Origin of the sequence: Paenibacillus macquariensis, from assembly GCF_900156375.1 — a bacterium.
Taxonomy (GTDB): domain Bacteria; phylum Bacillota; class Bacilli; order Paenibacillales; family Paenibacillaceae; genus Paenibacillus_AQ; species Paenibacillus_AQ macquariensis.
Window position 1 is genome coordinate 79,930 of record NZ_FTNK01000017.1, and the last position, 26,596, is coordinate 106,525.

General features: G+C 42.1%; 18 protein-coding genes. 3 read left to right on the forward strand and 15 right to left on the reverse strand.

The annotated features are described in order from the left end of the window. Nucleotides 1–30 precede the first annotated feature (30 nt). Both BW961_RS23300 and BW961_RS30040 read left to right on the forward strand, forming a co-directional pair. Nucleotides 31–1,551: an ABC transporter substrate-binding protein gene (locus BW961_RS23300; RefSeq protein ID WP_068592519.1), complete on the forward strand. Its 1,521-nt coding sequence runs from the start codon at nucleotides 31–33 to the stop codon at nucleotides 1,549–1,551. Beyond that, complete coding sequence (locus BW961_RS30040; protein ID WP_139331728.1) at nucleotides 1,530–1,733, forward strand: hypothetical protein; 204 nt, start codon at nucleotides 1,530–1,532, stop codon at nucleotides 1,731–1,733. Before BW961_RS23300 ends, BW961_RS30040 begins: the two co-directional genes overlap by 22 nt. Nucleotides 1,734–1,873: 140 nt before the next feature. Here BW961_RS30040 and BW961_RS23305 read toward each other — a convergent pair whose 3' ends face one another. The 3 genes from BW961_RS23305 to BW961_RS23315 all read right to left on the reverse strand — a co-directional run bounded on the left by BW961_RS23305 (nucleotide 1,874) and on the right by BW961_RS23315 (nucleotide 5,360). Beyond that, entirely contained in the window at nucleotides 1,874–3,448 is a 1,575-nt protein-coding gene (locus BW961_RS23305; protein WP_068592517.1) for an ABC transporter substrate-binding protein, read from the reverse strand. A gap of 61 nt (nucleotides 3,449–3,509) precedes the next feature. Next, nucleotides 3,510–4,382 carry a carbohydrate ABC transporter permease gene (locus BW961_RS23310; protein ID WP_244556038.1) on the reverse strand — a complete coding sequence of 291 codons (873 nt, stop codon included), beginning with the start codon at nucleotides 4,380–4,382 and terminating at the stop codon, nucleotides 3,510–3,512. A gap of 9 nt (nucleotides 4,383–4,391) precedes the next feature. Continuing rightward, nucleotides 4,392–5,360 (reverse strand): ABC transporter permease, encoded by a 969-nt coding sequence (locus tag BW961_RS23315; protein ID WP_068592514.1) that lies wholly within the window; start codon nucleotides 5,358–5,360, stop codon nucleotides 4,392–4,394. A gap of 236 nt (nucleotides 5,361–5,596) precedes the next feature. On the opposite strand from BW961_RS23315, the gene BW961_RS23320 reads away from it, so the two are divergent. Next, nucleotides 5,597–7,960: a helix-turn-helix domain-containing protein gene (locus BW961_RS23320; RefSeq protein WP_068592512.1), complete on the forward strand. Its 2,364-nt coding sequence runs from the start codon at nucleotides 5,597–5,599 to the stop codon at nucleotides 7,958–7,960. A 359-nt stretch (nucleotides 7,961–8,319) separates the two neighbouring features. Here BW961_RS23320 and BW961_RS23325 read toward each other — a convergent pair whose 3' ends face one another. From BW961_RS23325 to BW961_RS23375, 12 genes are all read right to left on the reverse strand, one after another. Next, entirely contained in the window at nucleotides 8,320–9,261 is a 942-nt protein-coding gene (locus tag BW961_RS23325; RefSeq protein WP_068592510.1) for a BadF/BadG/BcrA/BcrD ATPase family protein, read from the reverse strand. Next, a complete protein-coding gene (gene murQ, locus BW961_RS23330) occupies nucleotides 9,262–10,173 on the reverse strand; it encodes an N-acetylmuramic acid 6-phosphate etherase (protein WP_068592508.1) in 912 nt (303 codons plus the stop codon). Between the two features lie 344 nt (nucleotides 10,174–10,517). Beyond that, entirely contained in the window at nucleotides 10,518–10,751 is a 234-nt protein-coding gene (locus BW961_RS23335) for a hypothetical protein (protein WP_139331729.1), read from the reverse strand. Between the two features lie 103 nt (nucleotides 10,752–10,854). Then, nucleotides 10,855–11,373 carry a peptide-methionine (S)-S-oxide reductase MsrA gene (gene msrA / locus BW961_RS23340; protein WP_068592504.1) on the reverse strand — a complete coding sequence of 173 codons (519 nt, stop codon included), beginning with the start codon at nucleotides 11,371–11,373 and terminating at the stop codon, nucleotides 10,855–10,857. Then, nucleotides 11,318–11,467, reverse strand: coding sequence for a hypothetical protein (locus BW961_RS30690; protein WP_156510180.1), 150 nt, complete (start codon nucleotides 11,465–11,467; stop codon nucleotides 11,318–11,320). Before BW961_RS30690 ends, msrA begins: the two co-directional genes overlap by 56 nt. 17 nt (nucleotides 11,468–11,484) lie before the next feature. Next, on the reverse strand, nucleotides 11,485–14,625 hold the full coding sequence (locus BW961_RS23345; protein ID WP_068592502.1) for a GAP1-N2 domain-containing protein: 3,141 nt from the start codon (nucleotides 14,623–14,625) through the stop codon (nucleotides 11,485–11,487). Further along, on the reverse strand, nucleotides 14,625–15,884 hold the full coding sequence (locus tag BW961_RS23350; RefSeq protein WP_068592496.1) for a TRAFAC clade GTPase domain-containing protein: 1,260 nt from the start codon (nucleotides 15,882–15,884) through the stop codon (nucleotides 14,625–14,627). The genes BW961_RS23345 and BW961_RS23350 overlap by 1 nt, the downstream gene beginning before the upstream one ends. Before the next feature lie 397 nt (nucleotides 15,885–16,281). Further along, nucleotides 16,282–16,920, reverse strand: a complete 639-nt coding sequence (locus tag BW961_RS23355; protein WP_068592494.1) for a beta-mannanase — start codon at nucleotides 16,918–16,920, stop codon at nucleotides 16,282–16,284. 20 nt (nucleotides 16,921–16,940) lie between these two features. Next, nucleotides 16,941–18,215, reverse strand: coding sequence for a vWA domain-containing protein (locus tag BW961_RS23360; protein WP_068592492.1), 1,275 nt, complete (start codon nucleotides 18,213–18,215; stop codon nucleotides 16,941–16,943). 40 nt (nucleotides 18,216–18,255) lie between these two features. Next, complete coding sequence (locus tag BW961_RS23365; protein WP_076577003.1) at nucleotides 18,256–20,817, reverse strand: transcription initiation factor TFIID; 2,562 nt, start codon at nucleotides 20,815–20,817, stop codon at nucleotides 18,256–18,258. Between the two features lie 2 nt (nucleotides 20,818–20,819). Further along, nucleotides 20,820–24,209 (reverse strand): tubulin-like doman-containing protein, encoded by a 3,390-nt coding sequence (locus BW961_RS23370; protein ID WP_068592488.1) that lies wholly within the window; start codon nucleotides 24,207–24,209, stop codon nucleotides 20,820–20,822. 354 nt (nucleotides 24,210–24,563) lie between these two features. Then, complete coding sequence (locus BW961_RS23375; RefSeq protein WP_068592486.1) at nucleotides 24,564–26,363, reverse strand: vWA domain-containing protein; 1,800 nt, start codon at nucleotides 26,361–26,363, stop codon at nucleotides 24,564–24,566. Nucleotides 26,364–26,596 lie beyond the last annotated feature (233 nt).

Genomic DNA, 26,596 nt, shown 5'->3' on the forward strand with positions numbered 1-26,596 from the left:
AATGAACTCGGCAGAAAGGAGAATATATCGATGCTAAAGCTCTCTAGACACAGATATATCTTCATGACAATCAGTCTTATACTGCTGCTCACAGCGTATATGACCGGTTGTTCCCGGGAGTCTAGCCAGAACGACAATGTTAAATTTGTTGGTGATCCTGTTAATCTAATTTATTACACGATTGGAGAGCCCGATAAAGATCTGCAGCTCGTAAACGATAAAATCAATGAAATCATGGCTCGAAAAATTGGTGTTACTATCACCTATATTAAGGTAGGTTGGCAAGAGTATGAAGATCGGCTGAACACGCTTATATCCTCAGGAAGCTCTTTCGACATTGCTTTTGCACCCAATTATGCAAACACCGCTATGCGTGGGTCATGGCTGAGACTTGATGATTACCTTACAAGTCTGGGTAAAGATTTGTACGACAATGTTGACCCAACCTTTTGGCAAGGGGTACGAATGAACGATGGAGGCATTTACGGTGTACCAACCAATAAAGAGTTGGCCGTGCGTGATTATTGGATGTACCCTGCTTCAATAGTAGAAAAGTACAATATCGACATTACCAAGTATAATACGCTGGAATCGCTCAACCCGTTGCTCCGGATGATTCAACAGAAAGAGCCTTCATACATACCCATGGAATTGGATCGGGATTCACATAATTTCTTCGCACTCTATGGCTACGAATATATTGTGAACAATAAAGTTCCCTTGATGGTGAAATCACTGGACCCAAGCGCCCAGGTCGTGAATATCTTTGAAACAAAGGAAGCACGGCAAGTATTAGACACTTTACGTAGTTATTACAAGGATGGCTTCATTAACATGGACGCAGCTCTACGGGAGCCTGGAGGACTTAAGCGTGGGGCTAAAGTATTCTGGAAGTCCTCAGGTGGTGGCCCAGTCCCGGATACTTCTTGGAGTAAGGATCGCGGCTACAAGGTTGTATCGTATCCCGTAACCCCCACCGTCGTCACCACGGAATCCGTCCGTGGAGGAATCATGGCTGTTAATGCCAACACCAAGCATCCAATTGAGTGTATCAAGTTTCTGAATCTACTCAATACCGACCCTGAAATACGAAACTTATTTAATTACGGTATTGAAGGCGTGCACTACACGCTGGATGAACAAGGGCAAGCAGCTCTAATTCCTAGCAAAGATAACCACGGCGACCTGATTCCAGATGCACCAGCTAGCTATACAGGAGTACAATACACACAAGGTAACTGGTTTATCCTGAAAACCATGGGCGGTGATAACCCGGATCCCCTCGATAAATGGGATCAGTTCCGCAATTACAACGCTGAAGTAATCAAGTCCACCATGCTCGGTTTTACTCCTGATCTATCCAAGTTGACCGCCCAACCCGATAACATCGAGATGATTTGGAAGAAATACTATCCAAGCCTCATGACTGGGTCTGTCGATGTTGACACGATCCTCTCCAAGTTTAACGAGGAGCTAAAACAAGCAGGCATCGACGAAGTAAGGAAAGAAGTGCAAAAGCAGTTGGATGCGTGGCGGGGCGTAAAGAGGTAGACGCTATAGCGGCTTCCACTTCCCGCCAACGAATCAGGTTCCACAACTATCAATACCTATCTGCTCCTTCTGTCTTGGCCATAAATGCATACACGGCTAAGAAGATTGCAGCTGAATTTAAGTCTGCTGGTATGGATTACTTTGCTTTAAGTAAGATTACATTCATGCGCATCCCGTATTGAGGACTCTTTATGGGATGCTTTTTTCTTGCTGTCTATGCAGCTATAAGTAATCCTTTCATGAAAAAAAGAACTTCAATGTATATTTAGAAAAATACACTGAAGTTCCCAGAAAGTACTCATAACGGTTTTATTTTATTTACTTATTTGTTTGCTGCTTTCCATTCATCGAGTTGTTTCTGTTTTTCCGCAAGAATCGTGTCGGTACCTGCATTTTTCAGTTTATCTAAGAACTGCGGCAAGTACTTCTCCGGATCTATTGATCCACTGGAGATCGCATAATATAGTTCATCAATAACAGCATCTACATTTGCCTTCTCAGTCTTCACTGGCGTGAAGTCAAATACGAATCCTAGCGCATTGGATGGTATTGCATTCTTGTTCAGGTCTACCCACATATCGATAAACTTGTTGTCCACTTCTCCGCCGATCGGATCCCCATCGGCTAAATATGAGAGTGTCATGTTACCGAACTCCCAAGGAGCAAAAATCTGATAGCCTCCCTCAGGGAGTCCTTCAATGCGATTGTCCGCAACCTTCTTATAGTGCTTTCCTTCAACACCCCATACGAGCGTATTGTAAATTTCTTTGTCTGTATTCAAAAGGTTCAGGAGCATCATAGCTCTTTCCTTGTTTGGAGAATTAGCGGAAATCGCTGTGATGGTCGCAGCTGCTTTGTCCGTCGTCAATAGCGGTTTCACAAATTGCATATCGTAGGAATGGACATCTTTATTAAAGTTAGACATTCTTCCTGTAAATTCAAGTCCAGCTGCTTCATACGCCTGTGAGTCAATATCAATCTGACCAAGCGTGAGCGCATTCTTCCCTGCCTTGCGATCCGCTGTAGTTTCTTTCAGCGTAGGAGCTTCTTTTCTTAAGTACCCTTTGGTATACCAGTCTCTCATCATCGTAATGTATTCTTTAAATTCCGGAGTTTCATACTGATTAATCACCTTAGTAGCATCATTTAAGTAAAGGTCTCCTGGAGTTTTGGCATCCCCTAGAGTTTCCAAGCCAAACATTGGCGGTGCAGTTAAGAATGGATCAAGATTCTGAGCATATTCCCAAGGAATAAGGTTAGGCTCGTTCTTCTTTACTGTTTCAAGGAAAGGCGTTAAATCGGACAATTTCGTCACCGATTTCCAATCAAGCTTATACTTATCCGCTACTGATTTTTGAATCTCGAATCCATATCCGGCCGTGGATTGCTGGAAGACTGGTATGCCGTAGACTTCCCCTTTAACCTTCAAGGCGTTCAAGAACATGTCCGGAATTCCCTTTTTCGTTTCAGGAGCATATTTGTCAATGAGTTCATTCAGTGGTGCAAATGATCCGTTCGCCACATTCTGATAATAGTTATTCAGTCCGGTTGAGGTCCATGCAAGGTCGAATGGTTCCCCTGAGCCTAAGACAACCTTCATTTTCTCTTCGTACGTACCCCAGTCAATCAGCTTAAGTCGAACAGTTGCATTAATCTTCGGCTGTATCAGTTTGTTGACAGCATCCTCTACGGTCTGCAGATCTTTTTGAGGTGAGTTAGGGAAGTAATACGTAAGCTCTACAGGTTCCAATGCTTTTTCGCCTGTTCCTTCAGGTTGATCCACCTTGGTTTCTTTTTGAGGTTCGTTTGTCGAAGCACTGTTGGGCTTGTCGGTACTGCACCCCGAGAGCAAAATCGTGAATGCGGTAATAAGGCTCAATACTATTCTCTTTTTCATCCTGCAATGACCTCCATTTTTTTTATATGCTGAACGGGGATACCCCCAGTTAAGCCAAAATTTACGCTTTTACAGCGCCTAACGTAAGTCCTTTGACAAAATACTTCTGTAAGAAAGGATACGTGATTACAATAGGACCGACGGCTAATACACATGTTGCCATCCGTGCCGTTTCATCCGGTTGCATCGCCGCTGCCTTAACAGTTAAGGAGTTTCCTTGTAAGAATGCGATGTTATTCATGATGGATTGTAGGAGAAACTGGAGTGTATATAACTTGCTATTCTCAATTAAGAGAGCTGCTGTAAACCAATCGTTCCAGTAGAACACAGCGACGAAGAGCCCTACTGTTGCAAGCACTGGCGTGGATAAAGGAATGACTAATTTTAAGAAAGTATTGAATTCACCGGATCCGTCGATTCTCGCAGATTCGATGATCGACTCCGGGATCGTTCTGAAAAAGTTACGCAAAATCATTACATTCACCGATGACACCAGATAAGGAACGATCAGAACGAAGATCGTATCTTTAAGATGAAGCACCTTCGACAGTAAAATATACCACGGCACTAATCCACCACTGAATAGCAAACAGAATATCACCAGAAAAGAAACGATATTTCTGTATTTCACTTCAGGCCTAGAGAGACTGTAGGCAAACATAGAAGAAATTACAAGGTGAAATAACGTACCTACCAAAGTTACAAAAATAGTAATGCCATAGGCTCGAATGATCGGGGAATTCCCCATCAAAATATACTTATATGCGTCGAGACTGAAATCCTGTGGGATCAAGCTATACCCGCTCTGGAAGACAGACTGCTCATTTGTAAATGAGACAGAAAGTAAGATAAGCAGCGGGACTACGCATATGACGGAATATACGATAAAGATGAGATTTACAAAAAAATTAGATAATGAAAGTCGATTCATCATGTTATCCTCCTAGAACAATGCACTGTCTTTGTCGTAACGCCGGATGAAGAAGTTGCTTATTAGAACAAGAACAAATCCGACCACTGACTGATATAGACCAACAGCTGATGACATCCCGAAATCGCCCATGACTTTTAATGAACGGTATACATAGGTGTCAATAACATTGGTAGCGCTGAACAATATGCCCGAATCTTTTGGCAGATTATAAAACATGCCCCAATCTCCGAATGCGGCATAGAATATTTTTCCTACCTGTAATAGGATCAAAATGATGGTGATGGGCATAAGCATCGGAATCGTAATTTTAATGGCTTGCTGAAATTTATTCGCGCCGTCCATTTTGGCAGCTTCATAGTACTCGGTCGATATCCCTGAGATGCCTGCCGCAAAGATAACAGCAAAGTATCCTACATTCTTCCACACATACGCTGCCGGTAAAATAAACCTCCAGTAGATCGGTTCCGAGTACCAAGAAATAGGCTCAATTCCAAAAAAATGAAGCATTTGATTCAGTATCCCCCGGTCAACGCTTAGGAAAGAAAAGAGCAAATATTCTGCAACCACCCATGATAATAAATAAGGAAGCAGTAATATGCTTTTGTAGGCGCCGGAAAGAAAACGATTGCCATTCGAATCAATGAGAATAGCAAATACAAGAGCAAGCCCTATTCCTAGAATCAAAAAAATCACATTATAGAATATCGTATTAAAGGTGATTTGGAACAGAGCATCCGATTTAAATAGAAACTCGAAGTTTTTGAAACCGACCCATGGACTCCCAAGGATGCCCTTAAAAGGATTGTACTGCTGGAAAGCGATTACAACCCCCATCATGGGCAGGTAATAAATGACGATAATGAAGAGAAGGCCAGGAAGCATCATCGCATAGAATGTTTTGTTCTTAATGATTTCACTGAAAAAGGGCACGCGACGACGAACTTTTTTGGTTTTGGGTTTGATAGTTATCGTTTCCATTTCTGTTCTCCTTTGCTCTATTTTGTATCCCAAGTTTACTTTTGGAATGCGAAAAAAGAAACGATAAATTTTAAGAAAACTCCAATTTTTAAATCTGAAACGGTCTAAATAAATGCTGAATCTTTAAAAAACAATGAAAAGACCTACATGTTGGTTTTTTTAGTTCCTTTTAAGCAATTTATCCTATAAAATGTAATAACCTTGTATTACAAATAAGAAAGAGAGGTTTCGAATTCATGGAGGTATTCAGAGTCAGCTCGAGCATATATAAAAAACTCTTCATCTCTTTCATCGTCACGATCACCACACTCATCCTGCTTCTTTCATCCATCCTATATTACAATTACAGTTCTTCTTCGATTACCATGCTTAAGGAGCTGAAGGCAGAAATATTGCATAAGACGAGTTATAGTGCGATATACATGGACTCGCTGGCTAATAAGTTTTGTCAATCACTCTTTCTAAATAACTCCATCATCGCCTTCGCCAATAGCAACCATAACGATATTTTGATTACAAGTAAGGCAATTCAAACGCTGAGCTCTCTTTCCTCGCCGAACACTTACATAAAATCTGCCTACATCTATAATCGTAAAATTGACACCTTCATCTCGACGCCTTCAAATACCTTCTATAACAGTTCCGATTTCTTTGATAAGGAAATCATACAGATGCTTAATGAAACAGAAAGCTATTCCTTTCCAACACTTTATCCAATTCCAAGAACAGCAGCTAACCCTGTAGGTGCAAATCAGCCATTTTCGAACGTCTACACGTATGTCCTGTTTGATACGAATAATGATAATTGGAAGAATTTCAATAATGCGATTATTCTAAACGTTGATGCTGACTGGCTGAGAACGATGATTTCATCGATCGACAAGATGGATAACGACGGCAGTGAGTTTTTGGTAGCAAATGAAAGCGGTGTCATCGTGAACCACTCTTCCCCCGATCAATTTCTGAAGAACATTGCAGATCAAGGCTATTTCCAAAAAATCAGTTCCTCTACCAGCTCGTCCGGAACGTTTATCGAAAATCTTGATGGCAAGAAATACTTTATTTCATATGTGCTCTCGGAAGAGTTAGGGTGGACGTTTATAAGTATGACACCATACAAATCCGTCTTTGCACCGATCCAAAGGAATGGAACGATTACGATTGTGTTTTGCATGGTTGTCCTCTTACTTGGTCTGTTTTATGCCTATCTGGCTTCTAAAAAGTTGTATCGACCGATCGGTGCGCTTACGAATGACATCAAACAAAAGCTGAATCCTGATACGAGGTCCGATAAGGGAATGGATGAAATGGCTTTTATCAAGAATGCTTTCAAAGGCATTCTAGATAAAACCGTAGATTTGGAGAACATGAAGAGAAATAATGCGCTCCTCTTGAAGAATGAATATTTAAAAAATGTATTAAATGGTCAGGTCTCTCCTCCTCAAGGACAGCTTCCAGCGGACAGGAAAGAGTTTGATCTAGATCTGAATTTCAATCATGAGTTGTTTATGTATGTGTTAAAGTTGGATTATTATCGCGATTTTATTGAGAAGTTCAGTGAAACGGACAGATCCTTATATAAATATGCCATTGCGAATATTGCCAAAGAAATTACAGCTAAGTATTTTAATAACGAAACGATCGACACCGCTCCTGATCAACTGGTGATCTTGGCAGACATCAATTCTTTTGAAGGAAATATGGATGAGTTGTACGCTTCGTTCCATACGCTTGTAGCTCAAATTCAGAATTATATCAAGCAGAGCTTGAAGCTCTCGGTAACAGGCACGCTTGGATATAAAATCGAAACGCCTGAACAATTGAAGTCGGTCTACACCAAAACACTTCACCTGTCCATGTATCGGATTAAGTATGGTCATTCCAGTATTATTACACCGAGCATTTTGCAAGATGTCGAAAGTGGCAGCAACTTTAAGTTCCCGACATCTAAGGAAAAACAACTAATCAATGAACTTATGCTTGGACATGGTAACGAGGCGAAGGATACATACAGGGAAATCATTAAAAAGATCGAATGCACTAACACTGATAACATTCTAACTTCCGTGATTTACCTGTTCTCGTCGATCTTCAATTCATTAAATCAGATCGTGGCTGACGCCCCTTCCCAATTTAATGATATGACGATTCAAATACTTCATAAAGTTACTGGATTAGAAACGCTTGATGAGATGCAGGAAGCGTTCTTTGAGATGATTGATAAGGTGATTGAGATAAAGAATAGTTCAAAGGATCGCAAGAAGACTGAAATCGTAACGCGCACGATTGAATATATCCAGGAAAACTATCGTGATAAAAATCTATCCCTAAATAGCTGTGCAGAAATGCTTTCGTTATCATCGGTATACTTGGGGAAGATATTTAAAAACTCGACAGGTAAATCTGTAGCAGAATATATCACATTGATTCGTATGGAGAATCTAAAGTATTATTTGGAACAAAATAATATGCCAATCAACGATATTCTCGATCTATGTGGAATTGAGAAGTCGAATTATTTCTATACGACGTTTAAAAAGTATTTTGGCGTCTCATTATCGGAATACAAGTTAACGATTTTAAAAAATCGTGAAGAATGATTACCATAAATTTATCATCCCATTCCAAATACCTCACAGATGGAGATCTACGCCAACAGAGTCTCTTTGATGTACATTGTTAAACATCATAATGAGATATGTGAATATGCAACAAAAAAGCCCCTCTCGTCGAGGAACCTTCCGATTGATCATGCCCGGTACGGTTACGGTGGTTGTCGCCACCGTCTGGTTGCCGGCATGGTCTGTGGAGGTATAAGTAATCGTGTAGACACGCCCTTTACCTTTTACCTGATCCTGATGCACGCAAGCTGAACGAAGTTGTCTTCTGAGCCCAAATTCTAGTTTTTACAGTCACCATTTTGTGATTGGCCGGCCAGAGCGTCGTAGGATCCATTTTTTTAGTGGGTGTCCTTACTATCCATTTGATGAAAACTATTTTTTAAGGCAATCAAAACAGCACCATATGCTGCATCATGTGATTTTTTACAAACTGTAATATTAGGTAGCTCTTTTTCAATTAAGCTATACAACTTGTTTTTCAATATAATACAATGTTCTATCGTAGAACCCGTAAGCAATAGATTCGTCTCTTTATCTGCAAACAATTTTTGAAACACTATTTTTATCATCGTAAACAAGTCAGTTGCCGAGTTTTCTAAAATTGCAATTGCAAGTTCATCGCCATTCAAGGCCACTTTATCTACAATTCGAGATAGTGCTGCTATTTTTTCTTTTTCAACTGTATCTTTAACAAAATGAATTAGTTCAATGGGGTCGCTTAATTGAAGTTCTTCACAAAAATACTGTGTCAATGTCGTAAATGGTAGCCGAAAATCTATACTTTGCAAAATGGAGCGCATCGCCTGCATAGCAATATGATAAGCAGAACCTTCGTCGCTCAACAAATGTCCATAACCACCACATATCATCGTTTCACCAACTGAATTTCTGCCATAACAAATTGAACCGGTTCCTGAGATTAGCACAATCCCTTCTGTTTTTCCCAAACCGCCACACAATGCAATATGTGCATCGTCTGTAATAGTAATTTTACAGAAAAAACCAAATGAAGTTAGAATATCTTTTAAAAGCTGTCCATCATTTTGTTGACGAATACCTGCAGATCCGATTGCTATGCCTTGACAATCTTTGACTGAGAACCTCAATGAATCTATACCAGAAAAAATCAAGTCTCTGAAATTCTGCGTTAGGGTTTCAACTGAATTTGAATATATATTTCCGGAAGAACCGAAATTTTCATATACTATCTGTTGTTCCATCGAAGCAATTTTAATATGAGTTTTGGTTCCTCCACTATCAATGCCAACTATATAATCCATTTAATTCACTCTTAGTTTAATGGCTTTTGCAATGAAGCCATTAGACTTAGTAAGCAGTTCTTCCGCCTCTTCTTTCGACGATTCAGTTAAAATCATTATAATTGCAACTTTCGCATTCATACCTGAAAGTTCAAGATACTTTGTTGCAGATACCGTATCAATCCCTGTGATTTCCTTTACGATTCGAACGGCACGTACAATCAATTTCTCGTTATTTGGCACTACATCAACCATATAATTGTCATACACCTTGCCAAGCTTGATCATGCTTCCTGTTGATAGCATATTTAAAACCATTTTCTGTGATGTTCCGGATTTCAATCGAGTAGAACCCACAATAACTTCAGGACCTACAACCGGTGCGATAACAATATTGCAATAAGATTTCATGCTAGGTTCGTCATTGTTACACAACCCTATTGTAAAAATATTGTTCTCTTGGGCTTTCTGTAATGCACCCAAAACAAATGGTGTTCTTCCACTTGCTGTTATACCTACTACAACGTCTTTCTCAGTCATTTTGTAATCTGAAACAGAATTTTGTCCCAAATCAAAATCATCTTCAAGTCCATCAAGAAGAGATGAATGCAATGCTTGTTCTCCTCCTGCCATAATTCCTTGTACCATTTCAGCCGGCACCCCAAAAGTTGGTACACATTCCGATGCATCCAAAACACCAAGACGACCGCTCGTGCCTGCACCAACATAAAACATTCGTCCTCCGTCAGATAGCCTTTCAACTATCGCATCAATTGCCAATGCAATTTGTGGTAATTGCCGTCTAACAGCCTCTACGGTATTCTCATCTTCCTTGTTCATGATTTTGACGATACCCATTGCATCTTGTTCATCAATATGTTTAGAATTCTGATTAACTTGCTCAGTAGTTAGTCGAAAAAGATTATCCTGCAAACGAAAACACCTCTCTTATTTTGATGTAAGCTCTGCACCTATTTGTCCTGCTCAAATTATAACCACTGTAACTGGTCGCGTTCAGCTCATACTTGCCTAGAACAGTTATTTATCGTTTTATGTACTATTGATCATAGCCTTTGTAAAGGAGAACGAGAACAACACAAATTTGAAATATCTCTAAATTATCGACATGTCCTTCTATAAAAAAATCCAAATCCCTAAAATGTATCAAAAACTTATTTTAGGAATTGTTTTTTATTAAGAATGGCTTGCTTGACTTTAAAAGAGGCAACTTCATAAAAAATATCTACAATGAAATAAGGATGGCATTCAAGCCATCCTTAGCTCCTTAGCGGTAGGATGGCTGACATCTGCGCTGGAATTAACCAATACTTTGTTGCATGCCATCTTCGATCTAGAACACTTCTAATCGCCCCAATCCACTTTTCGATATACGGAGATTCTACAATCACATCACCATTCTCTGCATAGCCCAGCACAACGTATTGACTTGGTAAGTATAATTCGCTGTCATCATATTCTCCTCCACTATCCATATCCCCAAATATAGACAAAAAAGACAGACCGCTCACTAGAGCAATCTGTCTTCCGGTACTTCCGCAAGCCCAACGATTTCATTTCTTCTTATTTACTAGTCTCTTTGAAAACAACTCAAGCTTACTCTCCCCAATGCTCGGCAATAAAAGGATCTCTCCCCGACTGCTCACGATCTTCCTTATAGTGCTTCGGGTTCTTATGGTGATAGTCCTGATGATATTCCTCTGCTTCATAGAAAGTCACCGCGGGAATAATCTCAGTCACAATCGGATCAGTAAACCTACCACTTGCAGCTACCTGCTCCTTAGAAACAAGTGCGGCTGCAAGTTGCGCTTCATTATGATAGAAAATCGCTGTCCGATACTGCGGTCCTCTATCCTGGAACTGTCCATCTGCATCCGTCGGATCGATTTGTGGCCAGTAGAGTTCAAGTAGCTTCTCATATGGGAAAATGGTCGGATCAAATGTAATCTGTACTGCTTCATAATGACCCGTCGTTCCTGTCTTGATCTCTTCATAGGTTGGGTTCACTGTTGTTCCCCCGATAAATCCCGATACGATGCCGTGAATACCAGGCTGTTCTTCAAAAGGTGTGACCATACACCAAAAGCATCCGCCAGCGAATGTTGCCTTCTCCATGTCCATACTTCCTCTCTGTTGTCTGACCTACGCTAAGCCCAAGCAAACGTCGACGATGTCTTTCCAAGTCCATATCTACTACTATTCCATCCATTAACAGACACACTCTCCCTACAACGTAGGTTTCTCGATCAGTCTGATCGATTGTGTACCGACCATAATAACTCTATCATCCAACGTGTCCATCATAAGATCCGATAAAACCACGGTAATCGAGTTCTTATAATCCGCTAGATTTAGAATAGGCTTAGTAGGTGTTGGTGTCCCCGCTCCCGTTGTTCCGTCTACAGCGTTCGAAGTACCTTCCGTACCCTTCACATCGTCGGTCTTACCAACTTCCTTACTTGTCGGATCAGATTCCGTACCCTTAGCCGCAGTCCCATCCTTCTTACTGGTATCTTCGGTTTCTGTACCCGCTACTTCATCTGTCTTAACACTATCTTCAGAACCATTAGCCTCTAACTGGTCTTCCTTACTTGTATCTCCAGATCCACTACCTGCTGTCTCATCTTGTCTACTCGGATCTGATCCCTCAGGCGTTGTCGATCCTTCACCAGATACATCGCTACTATCCGTCTTACCTTTACTCTTACCATCCGTATCAGGCGCTACCACAGCTTCACACTGCACCTCAGGTTTGAGTCCTGTCAGATTTATCGGTTCATCACCAGCCGTTGATCCAAGCGTAATACTGCTAGCATCGAACGCCTTACAAGTGCCCGCGTCCCTCATCAGAAAGACAAGCTTACTACCTTCTACTTTACCCTCCGCTGATGTTACTGGTTCTGCATACACCACGATCTCATCCGTGATGACTTCAGGTGTTACTACCACAGGAGGAATCGGATTCTCAGCAACAATCTTCTCTGGTTCTTTATCGAATACACCCATGGCTTGGAGCCCGAACAGTCCTCCGACTACGACCACAAGGAAGAATCCTGCAAATACGATTGTGCGCATCAGTTGTCTACGATTACGACGAATGAATTTAACGAAAGGCGTAGATAGTTCTGTCTCAACTTTAGTATATACAGGTTTAAGTTTAGGTTTGGCAGCGTGGAAGTATTTCTTCACCAGATCTTTTTTCTTAAAGGCATCTCTATCATGATTTTTGAAATAAGAGATAATTGCTGCAGCATACGCGGGAACAAGACCTCGTTCGCCTGCGAACATTTGCTGTCCAGCAGACCATTGAATGAATTGATAGATGACTTCTTGATCCTTGGCATGTCTTCGCACGAAATTCAACAGTCCCGAGTAATTAATTCCAGCTTGTCCACCTTGATAGAAGGCGAGCGCCAATCGGCTGAATTGCTCAGGTTCAATATACTCCTGCAACCATTGGCAACCCAGCTGTTGTACACGATCTAGCTCCATTGGGCTTAGTCCGTTGAACAAGTTCTCGTCAGGTTGAACATCGCTAAACCAAGCATATGCCGACAACATCACAGCAGCTTGTGACTTGATACGCGCATCGAATTTCGACGCCCACAACTTCACTTCTTTGCGTTCTTTAAGAAATTGGATATTTAATAACTGATCTTTCGTCAGCTTGTCCAAATCTATTTCCGTTAGCAAAAAGAGGTTCGCCGCATAGGCAAGTTGATCCATAAGTGCAAAATCAGGCATCGTCGCACCCGCTCCGGGCTGCTTCATCTCCCAATCCCGCTCAAGCTTCACTTGTTGTTCCAACAGCGTGTTCACAGCATGTACTGGATCAGACTCCTTACGGAGCTTCGCCAATAGTTGAGCCTTCGCCAAATCTACAAAATAAGCATCGCGAGTCACACTCGGATGACTCTTACCCCATACCCCAACTAGTTGCATGACATCCTTCGATTTAGGCGCTACAGTAAACTTCTCTAGAATATATGGTTCAAAAAGTTGCTTCGCGAAGCCACTACTCAAGACCATGTCGAAGAATGCTTTACTGAGTCTTGGATTACTCTCTATCACTTTATAGAAAGAAGCAACAACCTCTTTGCGTTTCGCAGATAAAGCGTGACTTATCGCTACCATGAGATAGGTAACAATTTTGCCCTCATTACTCTTGCCACAGATACGGTAATAATCCTTGAAGACTTCTACGATCGCAAGCTCCGGTATTTGTCCCTGCTTAATAAGATCGAACTCCTGATCAAACCGAGCGAGGAAAATATCATTCAACCGTACTTTACTCGATATCGCTTCCGGTGTTGTCATGTAATCCAATATGCCCCGCAGCACTGTGGTTTTATTGTCATCAAACAACGTTTCGTTACCTTCTTCAATCTGATAAAAGACAGACAGTTCATTGTAGCTAGACACCGATGTTCTACGCATCATATCCATATCTGCTAGCATCTCCTCAGCGAACTGATAGAAATGTTCTGCGCGATCTGGACGCCCTAGATTACTCCAAGCGAAATCTAAATAGGGTTGTTTCGAAGGATCAACATCTACATTCGCAACCCGCTTCGCTACAAGATCGAATGCAAAATCCTTCTCCACATTGCGATCCCCTGGACGAAGACTACCTCTCTCGACGAACATGACATGAATCCCTTTTTTACTCTGAGGCTCATTCGCATAGGTTAAGAACCCAAGTAACTTGCGGAAAGCATACGGCATACTGCCATACAAGACTTCAAGCAATTGCTTCGCATAGGTCGATATCTGTTCCGCAGGTACATCAAGCGCGATATATACCTTTTTCTTCACTGTCGTTGCGGTCATCACCGCGAATAACAGTTGCTTGAACATCTTCTCATCTATATTCAGACTTGCCAGAACGCTAGCCGAATCTATTGGTCTTGTAACACCCTTGGTAGGCACTGTATTCAGTTCAGGTAGATCCACGCCTTGCTCAATATCATATGTCTCAACGAAATCTGCATGAAGCCATGCCGCATAATCCGTAACAACATCTTCGGAACGCTCTCTAGGAATAACATAGTTATGTGTAAAAAAAGCACTCCGAAGTCCCGTGAAATCCGCCGATTGATACACACTACGCCCAATGACCGTCTGATCGTTATCCGTATGATAGAGATGCAGCGCATCTGGGTACACAGCCGTATCTTTCTCACCGCGTGCTAACAATTCAGCTGGTGCATCGTATGCGCAGAACGGATGGAGCGTTTTTTTGATAAAAGAATGATCTAACCCTTTCGATCTTCCGATCGTATCGAAACCTTCTGTTGACCTGAAAATCCCGCGCCGCTCCCGTGTATATAGTTGCTGCTGAATGGGTTGGGGAGTCGTGTTCTCCACTATTCCTCGCTCCCCTCGATATACATTAGTTGATACAGTAGCCAAATGAACGGTTCATCCACCCGAATTGGGCTTGCTACGCCTTGTAACTTCTGGTCTACGGGATTACTTCCTAGTGCCGACACCGCGAAATAAGCTGTATTGGCGAAGTACACATCCATTGTTCCTTTGAACGGGCGATCCACCTTCTCAATGAAATGGCGAATTTCCCCGTCAATATTCTCGAATTCAGTTAAGTTAAGCGTCTTGCGATGCACCATATTATTAAAAATATTACTATTAGACTTAATATATTCGCCCTCTTCATCTTTCAACGAATGAAGCATATCGCTCTTCGTCAGCACGACAGCAGTCGGAATATCCGTTTTCCCTTTATCTTCATAGGCAATGAAGTCACCGAACATGGTGAGTACCACATCGCGTGGTTCATCATATTGCGACACCCATCCGCCTTCAGTATCCCCGAATTTAATCTTAATCTTCTCACGAATCGAGCGGATTTGCAGCGGATCGACCATGAATAGGATACCCGCTGAATTCTTGATATGCTGTCCATGCAGACCTAGATAATCCTGATCGACCATACCTTCGCCCGCGACATCGAAGAACACAAGCGTAAGCGGTGGCTTACTCTCATCCTTGAATACGAATTGGAAAATAAAAGGCTCTTGCATCTTCTCTTTCTGCGTAGAAGCTAGCAGATCCCCACGTTCGAACAATGGTTCTTCGTACATCGTACGGAACTTACGACTGATCTCCGCATTCAATGGCATACAAGCCGCATCGAAATTGTCCGCTGTCGTATTCTGTAGCGTATGGATTAAGGATGTCATATACACTGACTTACCTACTTGAGATGCACCGACGATCGAGATAATGTTGCTCGGCACTTTACCAGAAGTAACTGGCAACTCATTATGACATTTCGGGCATAGTCTTCTGCGGGTAAGCACACCATAGCGGTCGTTCAGCCCGATCAGCACGTGATCCGAATAAATCCGATGCTCTTCTGGAATATCCGTAGGGTGGATGATCGCTTCAATGTCATCTACCGTATCAAGACCGAAGCGCTCACGGTATCTGTTCAGCTCATTATCTTCGCCTAGCGCGTAGTTCTCATCATCTTCACGATGATGTGCGGCGCGGAACACGACCGCTTCAGGCGTGAATTTCTCGAAACAGAACGGACACACAATATCATAGAACAGCGGCTTGGGTTCCGCTTGTGGTTTCTTTTTGAATATATCGAAAATCCCCATATGTTTCCTCCTTAAAGTTTTACGGAAAGATGCTTAAGAATAGTGGTGGATGGTGGACGCTACGGGTACGGATTGTTCTTCGATCGCTGTTGACCTCGGATTTCCTGATTATATACCGCCTATGGCGGTAGAAATCCGAAGTCAAGCATATGCTTTCGAAGTAGTTTTCCTACGGAAAACTTGTAGGCGACCGCTTACGCTTCTACAGAATAATTCCGTCCCCTTCGCTGCGTCTCAGCATTAGCTATCATTCTCAGGAAGTACTCTTTCTCAAAACTTACGTCGTCAATATCCTTTAAAGCCTTTACCTTCATACTTCGCTAATTCTGCCTCTTCGGTTACTCCAATTACTTTGCTACTTCGCTGATTCCGCCAACTTCGATTACTCAATTACTGCTCACTCCGGCATCAACTCGTACAACTGGCCGTATTTCGGGCCGTCGGTGAAGAATATACGGACGAAATCGTTTTTGCCTACCTCGATGGCGGGCAGGATGGTTCTGCCCGGGTTGAAATGCTGAACGAAAGGATACACGGTGCCATCTGTCTTATGGGTTGGATTGCTGCCGTGTTTCCTAACGTAGCATAGAACGTCTTTGGCGATGGGGACTTCTGTCGTCACCCGCATTTGGATCGTTTTATTCTTTTGAAATAAACCATGTTTCTGCTTAATGCCGTATTTAATCTGTGATTTGCCTGTGCTTACAACTTTACGGTTCTGTCCATCATCTTGAAGAATGAGCATGGGTTCGCCACCATCGATCCAACAAGCAAACACTGTATACACCCATCCACCAATACCCTGCATCCGTTCGTGATACCCTTTATTAGCCTTATACTCATCTCGGGTATATAACCTTAGGCTATGGATTGCTGGTTGATCCTCTAGCATTGATTCGTCCGCTGCAGCACGATGTATGTAGACGGCCTGAATACCCTCGGGCCAATGCCAACGTAGAATACAACGATCTTCGTCCACTTGATGTACCAGCTCACGTATGACTGGCGTGTCTAAGTCCGCATGCATGTATTGCATACTTCACTCGCCCCCTACGACTAAAATCCCTTACTACTACCTTTTTTTCGTTCATATCCTTCTGTAATGACACCTGCGTGTCCTGGTCTATGTCTACCTTCTTGTATACGACCATTCTCTTTAATCGGCACAATTAATGTGAAGGCTGCTATAATACCCGCTAATATTAGACAAGCTAACAAGCGAATCATACTATCGCTCATCGAATGTCCTGTTAGACCAAATTCTAGCACTAACCCTGAGATTAACCCAGCCACGCTTCCACCAATACCAAAGCTCCGTGCAAGATGGCGGTTATCAAATACTAATCCAAGTGCCAAACCAATCGCTGCGCCTATAGCCATGATTGCAATAATGCGGAACACCGAATAGTAAGTGCTATCATGCATCGGTCCAGTTCGTTCTGTTAGAAGCGTCCGATTTCCGATTCTGTCATATATTTGTTGAAAAGCTAATGAAAGATTATCTACATTGTCTACATCGATAAACTCTCCGTTCGTTCGATTAGCAATATCATTAAGTAATCTCGAACCATCCGAGCTGACGGCACTCATGCCTACCGTATTAATGACGATACCCTGTTGCTCATAGTCTGCTAACACGGTATTCAAATCCATGTCACTAAATCCATCAGAGAGCAGAATAACCATCGTCCCTCGATTACCTAGTTGTTGATCGTTGATATGTTGCATGGATTCCTTGAGCGCGAGTGCAATATCTGTTCCACCATCAGTCGCCTGAAGCCTATCAATGGTAGCATACACTTCGTCTTTCGTAGCGGCGTCTTTTACCGTAACAAAAGGTTGAATCAATTTCGCTTCAGTACTGAACTCAATGACCGCCACTCGCTTATCCTTATCCATTTGTCCAACAAGGCTTTTAGCTGCTTCATAACGTCCGTTGTTCGGATCGGTCTCCCGCATACTTCCGGAATTATCGATGACGAATACAATATCCTTGACTGGCTTTACAGTACCTATATTTAGCCCGTATAGTAGTTCAAGTATCAGACCAACCATGAATACCATAACTAACGAAGCAGGAACTAGTAACTTCCATGATGTTCCTACATAACGTTGTCTCCATGATGGACCATTCAACCGAGGATCAATCATCTCAGCAATCAGACACATGATAGCGATAGATAACGCGACTACCCCACAATATAACCCTATGACCACAATCGTCGGCCAATCTCCGTATAGGCGGTTCAAGATTACCTCTCCAATTACACAACCAATGGCACCACCAATAACGCTGAACAACAGCATTAGTAGATTTATTTTGCGTTGCATCTTTAAACATCCCCTCTAAAATGGATTAACGTGCGTCTTATTAGCGAAGCTCGGATAATAGGCTCGGATCTAGACCATGGAACTCATACCCATTCTTCAGGTAAGTCTCATAATACATTTTACCATTTCGATAGTACATCAGGTCTTCGATATGGAATCCACCCATTAAATTCAGCTTCTCTACGCCGCTACTTCGTTTCTCATGAACATAACCCAGTTTGTAGATTCGTGATGTCTCGTCTGCACCAAGGGAGTAGCGAATGAATTCACTCTCTGCGTCCCCAAAGAAATATTTCTCCTCGTAGCGATGTTCCTGCGTGTAATCCAACAACCGAACGTTAATTGCCGCATGATCTTCCAACGTTCGATACAGTTTCTTAAACAAATCATCTTTCGATAAGACTTGTTTGTTACTATAATCGATTGTAACATTCGCGCGGCGTAGTAATTCCTCTTCGAACGTCTGGGCAAATGGCTCAGCTGTTAGAATGTTATTACGACAGATGTGGATGAGTCTCTCCACCAAATGATCCATTCCTACATCTAAAAGTCCTGTTATGCTCCCAAGGTATCGGTCTTCGAAGAAGACGGAAGTCCCTCGCTTGGCCTCAATGTCACGCACAACATCCTCGGTCACGACTTCGTAATATTCCATAATATTTTGTCCGATATAATCATCTGCTGTACGGATACTTTCCAGAGCTGCCACACGTAGCGTTTCTTCTAATCTCTCCATTTGTTCCGCTTGTTGTCTATAATGTTTATGCATATGACTTAACTCGGCTTCCACACGCTGATGAAGCTTAAGCTCTGTTTCAAGTTGTAGAATATGACGTTTTCTCCGATATACGGTATCAAGTAAATAACGGATGAAACTACGTAGATTATGCTTATCCATCAGAGGAAGACGAGAGAAGGATTGTTCCTCCACAATGCTAAGGTAACATTGCGCAAGCTCAGCTTTCGCTGATTCAAGTTCATTCGAAGTCTCACGAATGGTACTTCGTAAATCACTCATCACACTACCCGATTGATCTAACTCATCGCTCCATTCGGCGACTTGGAAGAACCCAATCTCTGGACGTTCATTCATCTGCTTCTTAACGCTCAGCGACAATTCATCGCCTATCTTGATATCGTCTAAGCGTGCTTGAATTTCTGTCACATAATTATTACGGAAATACGTCTCGCATCCGTCTCCATACACTTCATGCTCTGCTTCATGAAGTGTCAGACGCTTCAATGCATTGAAGCTCGTCTGATGCATCATTATACCAGTCATTTCTTCAATCTTATCTTCATCCGGCATCAGAGCTTTCACCCGATTGGAGATCGCTTGCGGATCGATACCGAAGAATGCTAGTTTGCCTTTGTTCGTTAACTGTACGCCATTCTTCATGCGAGTAATCATCTGTCTATAGAAGTGGTATAGTACCGCCAGCGCAATCGACTGATTGGGCCGTTTTACTTTGGAGAATCCCGCAGATACGAACCCTTCCCGACCCGACTCCGACTTGATGTTACTTTTGAAAGACATATTATTGTAGTTCCGATTACTCGATTGCTGCTGAACATCTTTCCGCTTACGGTTCTTCAATAGATTAACGTGACAGATAATCTCGTAGTTGTCCTGCATATTATCGAACAAGGAAATCCCACGTTCGTTCTTATCCGACAATAAATATGCCAGTTCAAAAAGTGGCGACGGTGCATGGGTTACAGGAATCGATATCCCATCCTCCGTCACATGAAGATTCGCCGAGAACGTATAATCGCTTTGTTGCATGTATTCCAGTTCACGAAGAAACGCTACCCCGACAGAATGACTATGTCCGAAGGCTTCTACTTCCTTCTCACTGATTAACCCATACAAATCCATCTGCACAGACTTAAAAGACTGGCTAAAGATGGATTTGGCTAGGAGTGATATTTCCGGTAAGAATACATTAAGCGGGTCATCGACCCGCGTAATGAAAGTAAGATGGATTCGGTCGAATGAGGAATACATTCTACCGAAATCCGATATGTTATGACTCACTTGCCGCAGAGCACGATTCAGCTCGAATAAATGGCGCTCATTCTCATAAAAGCTAGTATAAAGATCTTTACGCAGGCTCTTGGCACCATTTGTGTTTACGCCTGTACTTGTACTTGTACTTGTACTTGTACTTGTACTTGTACTTGTACTTGTACTTGTACTTGTATCTGCGCTTTCACCTATACCTACTCCCGTGTTTCCGCTGCCCTCTGTCGGACGAGGTAGTTCGAACCGAGTAAGACGGGATTGCGTCGTCGACTTGTCGTCACGATCCATGCTAGATTGAACACCCGAATGATTCGTTGAATGACCATCCGTTGGCTTCAGGGAATGATCATTCCCTGCCCCACCTTCAGAAGCCACGTGAACGTACATCACTCCGGCACTATTGTCCCATTTCTTATCATGAATCTCCATGATCGGTTCAATCGCATCTGATACTTTATCGCCAATGAATACAAACACAGCAGGATAATGAATGCTACTCTGGTCGTCTTCCCTTCCATCGAGCTTCTCTTCCGCAATGGCATATTCCGTGGCGAACCTTTTCAGTAGTTCCTTCATGATTATTTCAACTTTCTACGAATATCGTTTAATTTAGACAACATCTGCTTGTAGAATTGATACGTTTCTTCTCCATTCGCAAGTTCAATCTTCTCATATTCCAATTGATCTCGACCATTAAGGAACGTTTCATACAATTCATCTAGCTTCGCTATCAATGATGTGATGTCTTCTGATGCTGTTAGCTCCGTACCACGGCGTGCTGATTTACGAAGTAATGTGCTCTTACTCTTCTCATCCAGTCCTAGGAAATGCCCGAACACCTCGAACTCCACATAATTCTGACTCTTCATCAGATTAGCGAAAGGTTCCCAAGCTTCTTCCTCTGGATCACGATCATAGACATAGAGTGCACCTTTTTTTGTAATCGTCTCCGTGTATAGCGCTTCAATAAATTGATCGAACCATTTCTCTTCCACTTGGTGCTGATTCAACAATAATTCGAATTCAGTAGCCTTGGTACTAATCATATCGTATTTAGCTGTTTCTTCTCGTACACGTGTGATTAGCTCAGGAGTACGAATCAAGTTCTCTTTGGCTAAATCTTCAGAAATACTACCGAAGATATCTTTGCTAGATACTTTCTCAAGTCCCTGTGATAGCAAACGCTTCAACTCGTTCAGCGCACGTTTCACTTCTCCAAGATTCGGTTTAGCTGAATCCAGCTGAAGATCGAAGCCACGAAGGTGTTCGCTCAGACTGAAAGGCTGCGTCGTCACAACTGTAAATCGATTACTTGTATTCTGATCGATGTCTTTCTCCACGATAACCTTCAATGACAATGCCTTAACAAATTCATTACGCACACGAGCATTATAGGATTGAACACGTGTGTTCATATACGTCTCGCCCCAAGATCTCTCAGGGATTGGTGAAGGAAGATACGTCCAGTTGGCCTTGTCAGTCTGTACCAAGTGGCGACCTATGCCTTCTTTATCTAGAATCGTCCGCTCATAACTTTCTTCATACACTTTAAGTGGTGTGTAGACGAACAACGGTACGCCGTTCTTCGTATTCAACCAGAAAATACGGTTCTTCACTTGGCTCTCTTTTATCGTGAAATGAGACTTGCCAACGGAATTATCCTGATAGTTACGAATTCCCTTAAGAATGCTCGGCGCCCCAACAGGGACGGACACAAATCCCCATGAAGGGAAATATAAGTTGCCGGAACTATTACTCAAATGGAATACAGGCACGGCTTCCTCATCTAGCTTACTTGCGATATTACGCTCCACAAATTTCTCGATAGATTCTTCATGGCCGAATTTCATGATTAAGAAATCTTCCATCGACTGCGTGATCAAATCACCGAATTTATCCCCTAGGAACTCCGAAATAGAGCTTACAATATCTACTTCTTGTTCCCTCACCCATTGATTCGAATGATTCAAAAGTTCAAGTGTAAAGTCACGAATGAGATCATCCACATCTTTACTTTCCATCATTTTACCAATGACTTTCGAAATATCCGGCACACTCACAAGATTCCAATAGTATGTTTTGTTACCTTTATGATCGGACTGTTCGTCACCTTCAATCAGAATCTCACCATTTTTCTCAAAGATAGCATTCAATGCGTTCAAAATTTCTGTATATACGTTATAAATGCGAGTATTCTCATTGTTCAAGAGTTCATGAAGATCTTCATAGAACTCAATCATCTGCTCTGTACGTTCTACATCAGCTTGAAGCCAGTATTCATTAATCTTCGCTTCGATATAAATGTTCTTCTTCTTATCTTTCGAGACAAATGCACTCTTGGCATCTCCAAGTCTCTCATTAGCTTGCTCTCTTGCTGCTTCAATATCACGTGGAATACGGTGTAAGTTCTCACGAAGTGTCTCGATATAGGAGAGTAGCATTTTGAGCAAACTGAATCCTTTTTCCGTATAAATAAGGCGTGATACAAAGAATGGTCCTTGTTCAGGATGTAGGAAAATACGACGAATCTGCTCCGTGAACTGTCCTACAATCTCACCTGGCAACTGCTTCTTCGCTTTAATGTACTCTTCTCGTGCACGTGCCAAGAAATTCTGTTCAAGCTCCGTATCCATATTAACAACCTGATTCTTCACCACATTGCTATAACTTAAGCGCTCACTATTCTCAAATCCTGGTAGTGGCTCTGGCACACGGGATTCAAAGGTCTTCACCATTGTGTCTAGATCAATCCCAAGCTTACGGGCAAATGTCTCGACTTCATCCTGACTTGGAGCCTTCTCGAACATCTTCTCCATTTTGCCAAATAACCGGAATGCCAAGTACGTCGTCATCTCTTCAATCGGTAACACAGCGGATGAAGCACCGATAATATTATAATCATAGTTCGCTGGATACATCTTGTTCATCTGTGCGATATTCGTACTAATGTTGCTTATATAGTCATGGATAGCGAATTCTTCACCTGAAGCTTTCTCTTCACTAGCCATAAAGTTCGTAATGTTCTCAGCCGTTACGTTCATGCAGTAGTCATAAGCATTCTCTAGTAACTTGCCTTCGGTATTGGTCGCAGAAATCAGATGACAGAGGTTAAACGGTGGAAGTGGTGAATTTACCGTCAAAATATTGCCATACCGCTGCTGGAATCGCTCACCGCGACTGTCCACGTTCATCCAATAATCGAGTTCTTTAAGTGCGGCATAACCATTCTTCTTAATATATTCACGTGTATGTTCACTCAAGCTCTTGTTGGATAAGTTAATATCTGGCGTAAACAAATACCCCAGTGTATTCACACGGTCAACCCCTGCGGAACCATGGTCGCGCTCAATAATACCTCGTACAATGTACGCGATATCTAAGAAACAACCACTACCCGTACCTCCGGCTAATCCCGTAAGCATGAACACCATAAGTTTCTTATTGGTGCCGACGGATAACGTCTTAATCTTCTTGTCTATTGCCTGTACGACTTGATTGATCTTCGTGAATAACAGTAATCGACCTGCTTGGCGAACCCCAGCAGCCCCATTCATCCCATCTGTAATGCTCATCTCAGGTGACAACCAATCGGTAATATATGGTTCAAGCACACTACGATTCTGTAGCAACCCACCAATCTCAGCGTTAGAGAGCAACACGAACTCATTGATAGGATCGAGTCCTACACCTTTGTACTTCTTACCACGATCTTGTTCATTCGTCTCAAAAGCTAGAAACTCCACATTATCCGGCTTATCGCGTTTCTTCTTGGACAACGGATCTTCTGGCAACTTAAATCTACGGTTAATCTGATATTTCAGACGTAATAACGCATCAATCCCCGTACCTCCAAGCCCAATAATAAGGATTGGATTATCAATCGTATCCACGCGGATCTTATCACTGACGATCCCTCCGCCTAATGAAACGTCTAATTGTTGAATATGTTCTCTAACTACTGGTTTCATTGTTGTTCCTCCTAAAAGCTTTACGAAGTAAAGCTCGCTTCGTAAGCATTATCTTGATTTCACGAAGTACTACTCGGCTTCGTGAGCATCCTTTGGTTTTATGCTAAAACTATCTATGTCTAGGCTCAGAATCTTTTAATTTTGCAGAAAACACTGGGTTGCCCAGAAGTAGCGAAGATGGCGGAATTGTCCTGAAGAAGCGATAGCGTTCGCCTTTGCCCTCTGATTTCTACCGCTGAAGCGGTATATAATCAGGAAATCGGAGGGCAACAGCGATCGGAAGGACAATCCGTTATCGTAGCGGACATGCGTAAGCCTAATGTTTGTAGCTCTATTAACATTTTGATCCTATACTTACACCAAATACTCTAACATTATCGTCTTATCTACACTCTGTAAGGAAAGCGTGATACGATCTCCGCCTTTTAATTCAAAACCATTTATAGCATCAATCACGCGCCCTGATTTCTCGATATTCACCGTTGACCCGTTCTTGATTAGAATTCGGTCATTCTTACTTGGTACGAAGAGGATCTTCTCCGTCTCCTTCAGTTCAGGTGCAAGCTGTAACAGCTGATGAAGGGTGATCTTACCTTTGAATCCGTTCAACTTCTTATATTGTGGATACGTCTTCTCCCCCGTATTCTCATCTCGAATTTCAATGACCATCTGTCCAATGAAGCCTTTATTAGCCTTTTTATATGCCGATAGAATGAAGTATGCTGCTGCAAGAACCGCAGCAAGTGCGATCACGCCGCCCACTACAAGTAGAATAGGGAAGCCTTCCTTCTTCTCATCTGTTACGGGTGTTGTTGGCTTAGGTGTTGGAGTTACACTTGCTCCACCGGGCTTGGCACTAATCTTTACGACCTCTGTCTCCCGATAAAGACTGCTATCCTCCGCTATCACTGTGAGCTCATAATCATGCTCATCTGCGATCTTATAGGTACCTGTGAAACGGTCACCTGGGTTAGTTAATAGTACTTCTTTCGTATCACCACTATCCAAATCTTTCACAACTAGCTTAGCATTCATATTCTGATAAAGTGTACTATTTTGTAACTTTTGACCATTACTTGTTAAATATGAGACGATATCGATCTTGTCACCCTTCTTATACGTACTACTTGGAAGAGGATCCATCGTAAGCTCAATATCATAGTTAAACACTAGATTAATATCGATTTTATCCTTGGCTACACCTTTCACTTGAAGCTTCCAATCTCCCTTTGTTGGGGTGATCAGCTTGAGTAACGAGTAGCTTTTAGATTTCGAGTAAAGAATGTCATTTGCAGGAATCTGCTTAACTGCTCCTGTCGGGTCTGTTAATTTGACCTCGACTGGCTGTGCTGACATGATAGAGATGTTCGCTTCTAGCACATTCGCATTGGGCACATTAATGGTAACCTCTTGGAAGTTTCCATTCCCAGTCATCGACTGGATAGGTACAATCTTAAGTTTCAGATGACTGGCGAAGATTTCACTTAATATTTGTGGCAAATCATCCGCAGTATTGGTCGAGAATGCTTTACCGCCGGTTTTCTTTGAAATATCGGCTAATGCATCTTTATTTAATTTTCCGTCGGCATTCAGACCAATCGTATATACCGGAATACCTTTTTTATTCGCATCTGCGATAGCTTGGTCTAACTCTTGTGCTGATTGCTTCTCTGTTCGACCTGTTGCCTCATTCAGATCATTGTTACCATCGGCTAGCAATACGATCATGGGTTCATGTGTGGGATCAGATCCCTGTTGTAGAACTTTCACAGCCTCTCTTATCCCTATAGCGGTATCGGTATATGCACCCCGATCGAGCTGGTCAATGAAATTCTTCAAATCTTCTTTGTCTGCGGCAGATTGAATCTCAAGCAGTGCTTTCTCTCGCTGGATCTGGTCTGTATACGATATGATTCCGACCTTGTCACCTTTGACGGATAACATATCAATGAACATTTTCATTGCTTCGTTACCGATCTTATTGGGATCGCTTTTCTTCATGGAATTACTTGCATCCACGACTAACATGGCATCAATTTGTGAAGACTGTTGTGCAGCTGCAACTTCCTGTATTCTGAATACGTAAGAAGATGGAAGTAACAATAACGATATAACCACCAGTATACGGAGTGTGAGTTGGTTTCTTCGAAGCATAGTTGTACCCCTTTTTTTATGAGATGAATTACGAAAGTGAAGGCTCATCTATTCCACTCTAGGTGAAAAGTCTTAAGAATCTCTTAGTAGATCCTTAAGAAGTATTAAAATAATATCAATACACGAATGGATGATGTCCCTACATAAGCTAAATTCTACCATTAGTATGATGTTATGATATAATTAAAACCTTAAAACTTCAATGTATCAAGGAAAAATGCCGCATACCGATC

Excerpts from the sequence above, each read along its gene's own strand:
- BW961_RS23300 (WP_068592519.1), top strand. The coding sequence starts at position 31 with ATGCTAAAGCTCTCTAGACACAGATATATCTTCATGACAATCAGTCTT.
- BW961_RS23305 (WP_068592517.1), bottom strand. The coding sequence starts at position 3,448 with ATGAAAAAGAGAATAGTATTGAGCCTTATTACCGCATTCACGATTTTG.
- BW961_RS23310 (WP_244556038.1), bottom strand. The coding sequence starts at position 4,382 with ATGATGAATCGACTTTCATTATCTAATTTTTTTGTAAATCTCATCTTT.
- BW961_RS23315 (WP_068592514.1), bottom strand. The coding sequence starts at position 5,360 with ATGGAAACGATAACTATCAAACCCAAAACCAAAAAAGTTCGTCGTCGC.
- BW961_RS23320 (WP_068592512.1), top strand. The coding sequence starts at position 5,597 with ATGGAGGTATTCAGAGTCAGCTCGAGCATATATAAAAAACTCTTCATC.
- BW961_RS23325 (WP_068592510.1), bottom strand. The coding sequence starts at position 9,261 with ATGGATTATATAGTTGGCATTGATAGTGGAGGAACCAAAACTCATATT.
- msrA (WP_068592504.1), bottom strand. The coding sequence starts at position 11,373 with ATGGAGAAGGCAACATTCGCTGGCGGATGCTTTTGGTGTATGGTCACA.
- BW961_RS30690 (WP_156510180.1), bottom strand. The coding sequence starts at position 11,467 with ATGGATGGAATAGTAGTAGATATGGACTTGGAAAGACATCGTCGACGT.
- BW961_RS23350 (WP_068592496.1), bottom strand. The coding sequence starts at position 15,884 with ATGGGGATTTTCGATATATTCAAAAAGAAACCACAAGCGGAACCCAAG.
- BW961_RS23355 (WP_068592494.1), bottom strand. The coding sequence starts at position 16,920 with ATGCAATACATGCATGCGGACTTAGACACGCCAGTCATACGTGAGCTG.
- BW961_RS23360 (WP_068592492.1), bottom strand. The coding sequence starts at position 18,215 with ATGCAACGCAAAATAAATCTACTAATGCTGTTGTTCAGCGTTATTGGT.
- BW961_RS23365 (WP_076577003.1), bottom strand. The coding sequence starts at position 20,817 with ATGAAGGAACTACTGAAAAGGTTCGCCACGGAATATGCCATTGCGGAA.
- BW961_RS23370 (WP_068592488.1), bottom strand. The coding sequence starts at position 24,209 with ATGAAACCAGTAGTTAGAGAACATATTCAACAATTAGACGTTTCATTA.
- BW961_RS23375 (WP_068592486.1), bottom strand. The coding sequence starts at position 26,363 with ATGCTTCGAAGAAACCAACTCACACTCCGTATACTGGTGGTTATATCG.